13 protein-coding genes are annotated in these 11,014 nt (G+C 59.9%); 3 read left to right on the forward strand and 10 right to left on the reverse strand.

What is annotated here, in order from left to right; genetic code table 11:
- Both PF446_RS08430 and PF446_RS08435 read right to left on the reverse strand, forming a co-directional pair.
- Window positions 1–1,186: hypothetical protein (locus PF446_RS08430; RefSeq protein ID WP_298070989.1), on the reverse strand; the 1,186-nt coding region annotated here is incomplete at its 3' end.
- Window positions 1,183–1,518 (reverse strand): 4a-hydroxytetrahydrobiopterin dehydratase, encoded by a 336-nt coding sequence (locus tag PF446_RS08435; protein ID WP_298070990.1) that lies wholly within the window; start codon window positions 1,516–1,518, stop codon window positions 1,183–1,185. The genes PF446_RS08430 and PF446_RS08435, both read right to left, overlap by 4 nt.
- Before the next feature lie 130 nt (window positions 1,519–1,648).
- On the opposite strand from PF446_RS08435, the gene PF446_RS08440 reads away from it, so the two are divergent.
- Window positions 1,649–2,257: an NfuA family Fe-S biogenesis protein gene (locus tag PF446_RS08440; RefSeq protein ID WP_298070991.1), complete on the forward strand. Its 609-nt coding sequence runs from the start codon at window positions 1,649–1,651 to the stop codon at window positions 2,255–2,257.
- 100 nt (window positions 2,258–2,357) lie between these two features.
- Here the strand turns inward: PF446_RS08440 and PF446_RS08445 are convergent, their stop codons facing one another.
- The 8 genes from PF446_RS08445 to PF446_RS08480 form a co-directional block, all read right to left on the reverse strand.
- Window positions 2,358–3,002 (reverse strand): cytochrome c, encoded by a 645-nt coding sequence (locus PF446_RS08445; RefSeq protein WP_298070992.1) that lies wholly within the window; start codon window positions 3,000–3,002, stop codon window positions 2,358–2,360.
- Window positions 3,003–3,113: 111 nt separating this feature from the next.
- Window positions 3,114–4,361: a TraB/GumN family protein gene (locus PF446_RS08450; protein WP_298070993.1), complete on the reverse strand. Its 1,248-nt coding sequence runs from the start codon at window positions 4,359–4,361 to the stop codon at window positions 3,114–3,116.
- A gap of 91 nt (window positions 4,362–4,452) precedes the next feature.
- Window positions 4,453–5,340 (reverse strand): carbon-nitrogen hydrolase, encoded by an 888-nt coding sequence (locus PF446_RS08455; protein ID WP_298070994.1) that lies wholly within the window; start codon window positions 5,338–5,340, stop codon window positions 4,453–4,455.
- Window positions 5,341–5,385: 45 nt separating this feature from the next.
- Window positions 5,386–5,919, reverse strand: a complete 534-nt coding sequence (locus tag PF446_RS08460; RefSeq protein WP_298070995.1) for a YbhB/YbcL family Raf kinase inhibitor-like protein — start codon at window positions 5,917–5,919, stop codon at window positions 5,386–5,388.
- Between the two features lie 46 nt (window positions 5,920–5,965).
- The gene (locus tag PF446_RS08465; protein ID WP_298070996.1) at window positions 5,966–7,006 is read right to left on the reverse strand and encodes an agmatine deiminase family protein; all 1,041 of its coding nucleotides are present in this window, start codon (window positions 7,004–7,006) and stop codon (window positions 5,966–5,968) included.
- Window positions 7,007–7,010: 4 nt separating this feature from the next.
- Window positions 7,011–7,352, reverse strand: a complete 342-nt coding sequence (locus PF446_RS08470) for a hypothetical protein (RefSeq protein WP_298070997.1) — start codon at window positions 7,350–7,352, stop codon at window positions 7,011–7,013.
- A 172-nt stretch (window positions 7,353–7,524) separates the two neighbouring features.
- On the reverse strand, window positions 7,525–7,650 hold the full coding sequence (gene ykgO, locus PF446_RS08475) for a type B 50S ribosomal protein L36 (protein WP_298070998.1): 126 nt from the start codon (window positions 7,648–7,650) through the stop codon (window positions 7,525–7,527).
- Window positions 7,651–7,746: 96 nt separating this feature from the next.
- Window positions 7,747–8,664 (reverse strand): LysR substrate-binding domain-containing protein, encoded by a 918-nt coding sequence (locus tag PF446_RS08480; protein ID WP_343224669.1) that lies wholly within the window; start codon window positions 8,662–8,664, stop codon window positions 7,747–7,749.
- 284 nt (window positions 8,665–8,948) lie between these two features.
- Here PF446_RS08480 and PF446_RS08485 point away from each other — a divergent pair, with 284 nt between their 5' ends.
- Window positions 8,949–9,299 carry a hypothetical protein gene (locus PF446_RS08485; protein ID WP_298071000.1) on the forward strand — a complete coding sequence of 117 codons (351 nt, stop codon included), beginning with the start codon at window positions 8,949–8,951 and terminating at the stop codon, window positions 9,297–9,299.
- A gap of 331 nt (window positions 9,300–9,630) precedes the next feature.
- A complete protein-coding gene (locus PF446_RS08490; protein ID WP_298071001.1) occupies window positions 9,631–10,920 on the forward strand; it encodes an ATP-binding protein in 1,290 nt (429 codons plus the stop codon).
- Window positions 10,921–11,014 lie beyond the last annotated feature (94 nt).

Here is an 11,014-nt window from a genome sequence, read left to right on the forward strand (position 1 = left end):
GCCCGGGCTCGGGTGCGTGGGGTGCATGGCCAAACAGCAGGACAAGTGGTGCCAGCACAAGCGCAAGCGCGAACGGTGCCGGATAGTCGCGGGGCTGACCGAACCAGGTCCATGCGGGCGCCATTGGCAATCTCGACAGGCGCATGGCCCACGCCAGACCCATGCAGGCGATCAGTAGGTCCGGCCAGGCCGGATGGGGGCCAAGGCGCAGGCCTGCGATCAGCCAAAGAGGGCCGAAAAGGGCGCCTACCGTATCCAGTAACAGGTAAAGGTGGCTGCAAGGGGCATCGGAGTATCGACGACGCTCGAGCAGCAACAGGAACCCCGCGTAGACCAAGACCAGGCTCCAGGAAAGGCCGCACATGTTCAAGGAGCGCGCCTTGTGCGCGCCATCCGGTCCGATCACGATGCTCCCCGGCACCGTCGACCGGATCGTGTCGCGCAGGTCCAGTTGTGTTTGCGGGCCCGTCCGTGCAGGCAGGCGAGCAAGCGGCCATCGTGATTCCGGGGTTTTTGACAAATCCGCAAGTTGGCGGGCCGAATCACGGACAGACGTGGAGATCGGCAGTGCATTGGAAGACCTCGGTGCCTGCATCCCCTGGGCAGGCAGCAGCTCGGCGGAGCGCAAGGTGAAATCGGCTCCTGCCGGTTGCTGGATACGTAGTCGCAGCATGGAGACATGCGACGGGACTGAACATGGCCTGCCGGTCATGCCATGCAACCAGTCCAGCCCGGAAAGCCCCCATGTCGGGCCCGCAGACGCCGGCAAGGTGGCCATGCAGGACCCGGCTTCACCCGGTGCCATCACGCGCAGGTCCAGGCGGACACTCTTGCCGGAAGCATGGTCCAGGTGCAGCCGCCCAGCGCGGCGAAGGTCCAGTGGCGCAGCCAGCGGAAACCCGACTTCGACCGCCGTTCCGTCGAGGCTGCGGATGCGTAGTCCGTTCTGGACACGGTGCAGACGGGCAGCACCGAAAACACGCCCCGCGACCAGGTCATCGGTACGGCGGAATGTCCAGTGCCAAGGCGAGCGACCTGCGTCAAGGGAGGCCATTGACTGGTCCCCGCTATGGTCCAGGTAGCCCCTGACCAGAATGGCCGCAAACACGTAGAGCGCCGCTGCCATCAGTACCAACAGCAGCAAGTCGATGGCCCGCCATCCACGCGCTCGCGCGGCGAACCTCAACGCAGCAGCGCCTCCACGCGGGCGGCACATATGAAGTCGTTCATGGAGATGCCGCCGACGTCATGCGTGGACCACAGCACCTGGCAGTGGCCATAACCGGCCTCCAGGTCGGGATGGTGATCCTCGTGGTTGGCCATGAAGCCCACGGCATTGATGAAGCCGAGTGTCTGATGGAAGTTGTCGAAGGTGAAGTCCTTGATGATGGCCTTGCCGTCATGGCTACGTGACCAGCCGGGGAGTTCCCCGAGCAGGTCTTCGATTCCGCCATCGACCATGGCCTTTTCCCCCTTGCGGGGCTGACAGTGCGCGAGCGCCAATTGCTCAGATTTCATGGTTGATCCTCCTTTTCAAAGTTACAAGCGTCGGTTTCGAAGCGCCGATTGTCAAAGGCGCAGACGCATCCATAAATTCGTACTAAAATGGTTCTATATCACATTGGGTACAGTCCCACGGATACATCGCATGATCGAGATTACCGAACGCGCCCAGGATCACTTCTGCAAACTGGTCGACCAGCAGGATACCGACGACCTTGGTATTCGCCTGCGGGTGGATCAGGGAGGCACGCCTGCGGCCAACTGCGCGCTCGAGTTCTGCGAACCAGGCGATCTGGATGGCGGTGAATGGCTGATCGAATGCAACGGGTTTGTGCTGTACGTCGATGGCGCCGCCGTGAAATGGCTGGAGGGTGCTTCGATCGACTTCGAACCCAACGCCACGGGTGGACTGCTCAACATTCGTGCGCCAGGAATCAAGGGCGAGGTCCCGGGAACGGAAGCCGGGCTTGTAGAGCGTGTCCGCTACGTTCTGGAAGCCGTGATCAATCCGCAGGTGGCCAGTCACGGCGGGCGCGTAAGCCTGCTGGAGGTGACCGCTGATGGCGTTGTCGTGCTTCAGTTCGGCGGGGGCTGTCACGGATGCGGGATGGTCGATGTGACACTCAGGGACGGCATCGAGAAGACCTTGCGTCAGCATGTACCCGAGATTTCTCAAGTGCGCGACGCTACCGACCACAGCAGTGGCGACAACCCCTATTACAGCGAAGCGCAGGGTCCCTCGGCGATGGCCTGAACGATCGCAGGCACGGATCTCGATCGTTGGATGGGATCCGTACCGGCACGAAAAACCCGGCGAAAGCCGGGTTTTTCATTTCAAGCGTTGCCTGAGGCAATCAGTTACTCGCGCCCATCTCATTTGCACCCTGGATATGGTATTTCAGAGTGCTCAATTCACTCGGAAGCGAGTGGAAATAGGCGGTGATTTCCTTGATGTCCTGGTCGGACAACTGCGAGGCAAAGCCCTTCATGATGGCGTTGTTGCGCTGGCCGCTCTGATATTCGTGCAGCGCCTGTTCCATGTAGTTCTGGTACTGGCCTGCCAGTCGCGGATAATTGGCCGCAACTGCTTGACCATCCTTGCCATGGCACGCGAAACAGGTCGTGGCCTTCTTCAGACCCACTTTGGGACCGAGCTTGGCTGGCTTGGTGGCCAGGCTCGACAGGTAGGTCGCGATATCCTGCATGTCCTGTTCGCTCAGGCTGCTGGCCTGGGCATCCATGGTCGGATGTTTGCGTGTACCGGAACGGTAGCCATGCAGGGCATCGAGGATGTACTGCTTGTTCTGGCCGGCAATCTTCGGAACGCGGTAGTTCGGATAGGCGTTCTCGTACCCTGGAATGCCGTGACATCCTGCACAGGTGTATATCAGGGTCTTGCCACGCGCCGCATTACCCTGGCCCGTGTCTGCGGCGTGGACCGAGGAGAAGCCTAGCAGCGATACTGCGACAAGTACGGCAAGCAAAGACAAACGCGTCATCAAGGTCATCCAGCGGTCAGCGGCCCGAGCGAGCCGGGTGAAGGATATACACCAAAATTCGATTATAGCGTGTACCGACGCTTAACGGACAAGGACATCTGGGCGTGATTCTTACAGCAGACTGTTGAGGATGTGCACTCCGGCGATGTACTCCCCGGCAATGGTGCCGATATTGACCAGGGTGAACAACAGAAATATACGTACTACACGATTGCTCCACCAGCCACGCCAGTGTCCGATGTCGTCGCGCACGGTTTCGAAGTCGCTCACTCGAGGTTTGCGCAGCCATACCTCGGTCAGCGCAGCCACTGCACCGGCGGGGATGGCCATGCGCAGGGGCTTGAGCGGTGCTGCAATGAAGCTGGCGATGACGCTGAGTGGATGCCCTCCCGCAATGATCGCGCCAAGAGCGGCCAGAACTCCTGTACACAGCACCCATGTCAAGAGGGCCTCGGTGCCCAGCGCAGTGTTGCGGTGGAAGGCGAAACCGATGGCAGCGAAGATGCCCAGCATCAAGGCCAGTCCGATGTATTTCGGCCAGCGCGAACCCCGCGGGATGCCGATCAGGGAAGCGATCTGATCGGCAGGTGGCGCATCCTGTTCCTGCAGTTGCCGACTCAACCCCTTCATGTGGCCTGCGCCGATCACCACCAGGACCTTGCGCAGGTCGCTTTTCTGCGCGGCTTCCTCGCGCAACCGAGCGGCCATGTAGATGTCGCGTTCAGAGATCAGGCCTCTGTACAACGCCTGGGAGGATCGGGCGAATTCGCTGAAGGCACCCTCAAGCATGTCGCCTGATTTGAGCTTCTCGATATCCTCTTCGGCAATGTCCTCGCGTTCGAAGAGGCTTCCGAGCAGACCGGCCAGAACGTTGAATTTCTCACCCAAACCGAGGCTGCGCCAGGCACGTTTCAGGGTGACACCGACATCACGATCAATCAGCCACAGTGGGCGACCGGTCTCGTCAGCGCCGCGCATGGCGGCTCTCATTTCGGCTCCGGGTTCGATGCCGTACTGTTCGGCCAGTCGTTTCTGGAAAGACCCCAGGACCAGACTTGCCGCCACCATGCCGGTCTTGCCCTGGCGGATCACCTGGAACAGGTCCATGTGCTTGAAGCTATCCGGATCGCGCATGCTGCGGGCGCGGCTTTCGCACAATTCGACTGCGATGGCGTCGAAATTCTCCCGGGTGCTCAGGGTTTCGACGGCTTCCATGCTGGCACGCGAAACGTGGGCCGTGCCCAGGATCACGTATTCGACGCCATCCCGCCTTATCCGGTTGATGGGCTGGTCGGTCAGTGCGTCAGGCATTTCTACGCCGGACTCGGATGCGTCAATCGGTTGGACGGTGTCGTTCATTACAGGGCAATCATGCAAGGCAGAGATGCAAACTTTGGGGCGAAAGCCATGCTTCGCAACGTGTCGTCAGTCATGGGGAGGGGAGTGGCGTTCAGTCGCGGAAACGTTTGAGCAGGTCGGCATAGGCATCGATCCGACGGTCGCGCAGGAAGGGCCAGATACGACGCACGTTTTCGCTGCGATACATGTCGATATCAGTGACCAGGAGCTGTTGCCGATTGCTTTCGGCCAGAGCCAGAAATTCCCCTTGCGGGCCGACGATGAAACTGCTGCCCCAAAACTCGATACCCGTGGTCTTGTCCGGTGAAGCCTCGAATCCGGTGCGGTTGCAAGCCATCAGCGGCAGACCATTGGCCACGGCATGGCCGCGCTGGACGGTGATCCAGGCCTCGCGCTGGCGCGCCTTTTCCGCGTCGTCGTCGCCTGGATCCCAACCGATCGCCGTCGGATACAGCAGCAGCTCGGCGCCGGCAAGGGCCATCAGCCGTGCGGCTTCCGGATACCACTGGTCCCAGCACACCAGCACGCCCAGGCGGCCGACCGAAGTGTCGATGGGTTCGAATCCCAAGTCCCCGGGGGTGAAATAGAATTTCTCGTAAAAACCCGGGTCGTCCGGGATGTGCATTTTGCGAAAGCGGCCGGCGATGTCCCTGCTTCGATCGAATACGACTGCGGTGTTGTGGTAAAGACCGGATGCGCGGCGCTCGAAGAACGACGCAACCACGACCAGCCCCAGCTCACTCGACAGCGCACCAATGCGTTCGGTGCCAGGTCCGGGGATGGTTTCGGCCAGGTCAAACGAGTCCACGTCCTCGTTCTGGCAGAAGTATGGACCGTTGTGAAGTTCCTGCAGCAGGACAAGTTGTGCGCCTTGCGCGGCGGCTTCGCGCAAGCCGGTCTCGATGGCATCGAGATTGTCATCGCGGCTGCCACGATGGCTTTGCTGCAGCAAGGCGGCTTTCAGAATGTGTTGCATCACGATTCCGGTGGGTGGGCAGTAGACAAGTCTAGCGTTATCGCCGTTTCATCGGGCATAGGTGAATACGGCATCGGCGCGAGCCCGTACATGTCCGCTCAATGCGCTCTGGAACTGGGTTGCAGATGCATTGGCGCCGAGTTTCAGGGATGCCACGTCCAGCGCGTATATCGTGAACACGTAGTGATGCGGCAAGTCGCCTGCCGGTGGGCAGGGACCATCATAGCGGAGGTGTCCAAAGTCATTGCGCAAGCTGCGGGCAGGGGCAGGAAGGGTGGCATCCATGGCCAGGCCATGCACGTTCGCGGGCAGGTCAATCACGATCCAGTGCCACCATCCTTTGCCGTTGCTGGCATCTGGATCGAACACGCTCAAGGCGAAACTGCGGGTGCCTTCAGGGGCTCCATGCCAGTGCATCGCTGGAGAAAGATCATGGCCCCCGCAGTCGCCATAGACGAAGGTATTGCGCACGCGACCGTGTCCATTTCCAGCGTCAACGACAAGCTTCAGGCTGCTTTGTGCACAGGCTGTTCCCGCCACGAACAGGCCAAGCAGGAGCATCCGGCGAAGTGTAGAGGCCATGTTGGAGAAATCCTGCATTGTGTTGCATCGTTGCCACGGATGCCGGCTATTCTTCGGCGAGCATGCCGGCCGGCAACTGCATGGTAATGCAATGCAAGCTGCCGTTCTGCCATATGAGCGAACGACAGGGGACCGGCATGATCTCCCTGCCGGGATACGCAGTGGAGAGCACGGCAGCAGCCACCTCGTCGGAAGGATCGCCATAGGCCGGAATCAGCACGGCGCCATTGATGACCAGGTAATTGGCATACGAGGCGGCCAGTCGACGGCCATCGTCGATCACAGGGGCTGCCCAGGGAAGCGCGTGCAGGCGGTACGGCTGTCCGGAGCGGGTGCGCAAGGCGAGTAGATCCCGGTGCATGCGCTGCATTTCCGCGTAGTGGGCATCGGACGGATCATCGCAGTCCTGAAATACGATGCTGTCATTGGGCGCAAAACGTGCAAGCGTATCCACATGGGCATCGGTATCGTCACCTTGGAGATAGCCATGTTCAAGCCATAGAACACGTTCTGCGGCCAGATGGATCCGCAATTGTTCCTCTATCGCGGCGCGATCCTGGTCGGGGTGCCTCTGGTGCAGGCATTTCCAGGTGGTGAGAATCGTTCCGTGCCCGTCGCTCTCGATCGAGCCACCTTCCAGGGCCCAGTCCACTCGCTCGCGTCGTGCCTGGCTGAAAACACCGGACGCCACGAGTCCACCGATGAGCTCGTCATCGCGTTCGGCGGCGTACTTGCCGCCCCATCCGGTGAAACGAAAGTCGACCAGACAGAAACTGTCAGGTTCGCGCAGGGTGATCGGACCAGAATCGCGCAACCAGGTGTCGTCATAGGGGACGGTCACAAATCCCACGCGAGCCATCATCACGCCGGCGGACTCAAGCATGCCATGGACGCGCTCCTGGAGATCGTCGTCGGCAATGCAGACCAGCAGCTGCTGGTATCGGGTCACTGCCTGGGCCAGTGCCACATACGTGCGTTCGACGTCGGAAAGACGCGGCGCCCAGTCGGTGCCTTCGTGCGGCCAGGCAACAAGGATCCCTGCCTGCGGCTCCCACTCCGCAGGCAGTCGGAGATCAGGTGCAGTCATGGGATCAATGGATGGCGGCTGGATGCCGGTTGTTTCCCGCGGGCGTATTCAGCACGCTGTGGATGACGTGATTGCGCTCGAAATACACGATATAGCCGGGATACTCCCAGCGATGGATGATCGGTCGCTTGGTCGTATCACCGCCTCGGGCAGCCAACTTGCGGGTCGGCTTGCCAAACCTTCGCTCCACTTGAGCCATGGTCATGCCGCGCGTGGGCAGTTGCATGCGGTGTTCCTTTTGCACGCGCTTCATGAGCAGGGTATCGGCTTGCGCGGGTCGGGCCATGGCAATCGCCGAGAGGAATGCCAGTACCAGTACGTACAGGGGGATCATTTGCTTGAACATTGGTAAGACTCCGCACGAATGCGTCATGGGGCCATGATTCTAGCTTTTGTAACAGATGTTTCGGGCCTTATCCATGGGCGGAGGCGCGTTTCATGATCGGGTCCACATGCACCCCATCAACAAAAAGGCCGCCCGGGGGCGGCCTTTGCGGAAAATCATCCGGCAATCCGGATCAGCGCTGACGCGCCTTGAAACGCGGGTTGCTCTTGCAGATCACGAACACCTTGCCGCGACGGCGCACGATCTTGCAGTCGCGGTGGCGCTGCTTGGCGGACTTGAGCGAGGAAAGAACCTTCACGGCAGACTCCTGAAAACACGCAAAACGCAAATGGTCAAGCCGATGATTTTATCGGTATCCCCATGCTTTGGCAAGTGTTTGCCTGTTCCGGCAACCTCAAGCCGGAGTGAGGTTGCCATCGAGTCCGAGCATTTCGTCGACCATCGCCAGGAAGCGCTCCAGTACCGGTATGTTGGTGTCGATGCGCGTGGCCAGAGCAAGCAACAGGACGGCCTCCGGATCATCGATTTGTCGCAGGCGAACGCCATGGAGATGGATGGCCTGCAGCGAGGCAGGAACCAGTGCCACGCCGATTCCGGCGGACACCAGCGCCAGCAAGCCCGTGACCTGCTGGGCTTCCTGCACAATATTCGGGTGAAATCCCGCCTTGGCCGTGAGTGTGACCAGCGCATTGTAAATGGTGGTGCCATATCGCCCCGGTTGTGAAACGAAAGGAGTGTCGGCCAGGTCACGCAAATCGATACGCCCACGGGAGGCCAGTGGGTGTGCCGCCGGCAGCGCCAGAAACAGGGGCTCGCGATCCAGTTCCCGGATCTGAAGGCGTTGGCGCATGCTCTCCGGGGGAAGTGCGCGCACATATCCAACATCGACCTGGTCCGCGAGCAGGGCATCGTATAGAGCCGACGTGTACATTTCGGTCAGTTCCACCTGCACCGCAGGTGCGATGCGGGCAAACTCCAGCAGGGTGCGGGGCAGAGCGGGGTGGAATGCCGCCGAAACAGGGTAGGCCAGGCGCAGACGTCCCGTGTAACCGGCAGCGGCGTTGGTTACGGCCACACGTGCGCTTTCCGCCTGAGCCAGCAGCTTGCGCGCCTCCTCCAGGAACAGTCGCCCGGGTTCGGTCAAAGCCACACGTCGCTTGGTGCGTTCCAACAAGCGAACCCCGAGATCCTCCTCCAGGGCCCGGATCTGTTGGGATAACGGTGGTTGCGAGATATGCAGCGTACGTGCCGCACTTGTGAAACTCAGGGCTTCGGCCACCGCCACGAAATAGCGCAATTGACGCAGGTTCATCACAAGAGTTATATGCAAAAAATATTAATGAAGCCGGGAAAATATATTTGAATGCACTCCAAGGCAAGCCTAAACTTGATCCATCTCGCCGCCATCCCCCCTGTGCGGCGAGTCTCCGCCTCGCTGGCGGCGCATCCAAAAGCAGCTTCGGTCCCCCCTCCTCCCCCGATTCGTAGCTGCCGCGCCAACAGCGAGGCGTTTTTTTGCCCGAAACCGGCGCGGGGCTCGTGCCCATGGCATGCTTGCGTGGTTTCCGATGATTGCGACGGGGAGCCCGGGCGCCGATGAAAGCTGTTGATGGATGGATTGTCACTGCCGCGGTGGTGGCCTTGGCTCTTGCCGGTGCGCTGGTGTACAAGGCGCACCGTCAGAACAATGGCGAGATCGTGCCAATGCCCTCGGCCACTTCTCCAGCGCCAAGTGCAGATGCCTTTCCCACCTGCAAGCAGCTTGTGCCCGGCATACCCAGGATGCGTTGCGAAATTGGCGTTGCCAGGAGCAACGGGCAGGTTCGTTGCGTCGGTGGGCGTCTTTACTTTGTTTCCCATGAAGGTTCGGGCAGCAAACGATTTCATCCTTGGCCGCCAAGCATCACCTGCTGGACCAAGAAAGCAGGTGACAGCGGAGGAAACTGACGCTGTACGCTGCATCGTGCCCCGGGTGGTCAAACACCCGGCCCACCGGCGTTATGCCCTGAAAGCATACGTCTGGTGACGCAATTCACATTATGCAACATCTGCTCTCTGCTCGAGGTCAGCGGGCATGCGGATCAGGTTGTTTTTCTTCCTCCATACAACCTGCTTGGCCTGAATCTTGATGCATTGTCAGGGACTTCAGACATCGGGTTCCGAGATGCCAAGGGGTCTTCGTGGCCTTCGTATGTCGAAAGGACATCCTGCTCCAGGAAAGGCGTAGGATTGCGGCAGATGGAGAGCCTGCAACCTTGATCACGTTTTCAGGACTTTCATGAACAGCACAGACTCTGTCAGGCGATTCGAGGCAATTTCCGGGAAGGGCGTACTGCACGCCATGGGTTGTTTCACAGTGCTGGAAACCTTGCCGGTTTCGGTGATCGTGCTCGAAACATCCGGTACGGTGACCTACGCCAATGCTCCCGCCCGTCGCCTTGCTGCCGTGATCCATGGCGATCCGGATGAGGGACTCAAACGGCTCTCCGCAGGATCACCCATGTTCCAGGGAGCCCGGGCAGAGGGTTCCGGTTTGCGCGATTGCGAAGATCGCTATGACTGCATGGCCGAGAGCGGTACCGCTTTGACCGTGGCCCGCCAGTGGCGCATCACCACCGATACAGACCATATCAGCGTGACGCTACGCCCGGCGAGCTCTGATGATGCGGCAGGAAATTCGCAGGATCGTGCGAACAAGGATCAAGCATCCAACTTCGGTCCGCACGACGTTTCGGTAAAGGAACAACAGACACTTATACATGCCGAGAAACTGGCCACGGTTGGCCAACTTGCCGCCGGCATGGCGCATGAAATCAACAACCCCATCTGTTACGTGCAGTCCAATCTAGGCACTTTGCGTGACTACATGAACAAGCTTTTCGGCGTACTCGAACTCAGCGATCAGCTGATTCGCGATCACGAACTGTCCGATGCGGATCGTCTGGACGCTCTGGAAATGCGCAAGCAGTCGATGGGCTACCAGATGATTGCGGAGGATCTTCCGGCATTGCTGGAGGAGTCGCGCGAGGGGGTGGAACGGATCCGTCAGATCGTGCAGAACCTGCGCGACTTCTCGCGCCTGGATCCTACCGAGTCGTTCCGCCTGTTCGATGTCCATCGTGCGATAGAAACGACACTCGGAATCGTGCGCAGTCTGGGCGGGAATCGCGTCCGATTCGTGACCTATTTTGACGCGGTGCCGTTGATTGAATGCAATCCGACCGAACTCAACCAGGTGTTCATGAATATCCTCGTGAACGCCACCCAGGCTATCGAAACCGATGGCGTGATCGAGATCCAGACCGAGGCGACCAAGGATGCCATTCGCATCCGGATTACCGACAACGGCTGTGGCATGGCTCCGGACACTCTTGCGCGAATCTTTGAACCCTTCTACACGACCAAGGAAGTGGGAAAGGGTACCGGACTGGGGCTTTCGATCAGTTACGGAATCATCAAGAAGCACAATGGCGAGATCACGGTTGAATCGAAGGTCGGGCAGGGCACCACGTTCATCATCAACCTGCCCGTGCGCCAGTCGCACATCGAGATTTCAGCAACAAGCTGAATGGAGAACCACGCATGTATCAGGTACTCGTACTGGATGACGAACCTTCCATCCTCAAGGCCATGACCCGCGTTCTGATGCGCATTCCCGAGGG

It is taken from the genome of Oleiagrimonas sp. (assembly GCF_027858935.1).
Classification (GTDB): domain Bacteria; phylum Pseudomonadota; class Gammaproteobacteria; order Xanthomonadales; family Rhodanobacteraceae; genus Oleiagrimonas.

What these genes read in the sequence shown, in the direction of transcription:
- PF446_RS08435 (WP_298070990.1), bottom strand. Translation starts at nt 1,518, where the DNA reads ATGAAATCTGAGCAATTGGCGCTCGCGCACTGTCAGCCCCGCAAGGGG.
- PF446_RS08440 (WP_298070991.1), top strand. Translation starts at nt 1,649, where the DNA reads ATGATCGAGATTACCGAACGCGCCCAGGATCACTTCTGCAAACTGGTC.
- PF446_RS08445 (WP_298070992.1), bottom strand. Translation starts at nt 3,002, where the DNA reads ATGACGCGTTTGTCTTTGCTTGCCGTACTTGTCGCAGTATCGCTGCTA.
- PF446_RS08450 (WP_298070993.1), bottom strand. Translation starts at nt 4,361, where the DNA reads ATGAACGACACCGTCCAACCGATTGACGCATCCGAGTCCGGCGTAGAA.
- PF446_RS08460 (WP_298070995.1), bottom strand. Translation starts at nt 5,919, where the DNA reads ATGGCCTCTACACTTCGCCGGATGCTCCTGCTTGGCCTGTTCGTGGCG.
- PF446_RS08465 (WP_298070996.1), bottom strand. Translation starts at nt 7,006, where the DNA reads ATGACTGCACCTGATCTCCGACTGCCTGCGGAGTGGGAGCCGCAGGCA.
- PF446_RS08470 (WP_298070997.1), bottom strand. Translation starts at nt 7,352, where the DNA reads ATGTTCAAGCAAATGATCCCCCTGTACGTACTGGTACTGGCATTCCTC.
- PF446_RS08480 (WP_343224669.1), bottom strand. Translation starts at nt 8,664, where the DNA reads ATGAACCTGCGTCAATTGCGCTATTTCGTGGCGGTGGCCGAAGCCCTG.
- PF446_RS08485 (WP_298071000.1), top strand. Translation starts at nt 8,949, where the DNA reads ATGAAAGCTGTTGATGGATGGATTGTCACTGCCGCGGTGGTGGCCTTG.
- PF446_RS08490 (WP_298071001.1), top strand. Translation starts at nt 9,631, where the DNA reads ATGAACAGCACAGACTCTGTCAGGCGATTCGAGGCAATTTCCGGGAAG.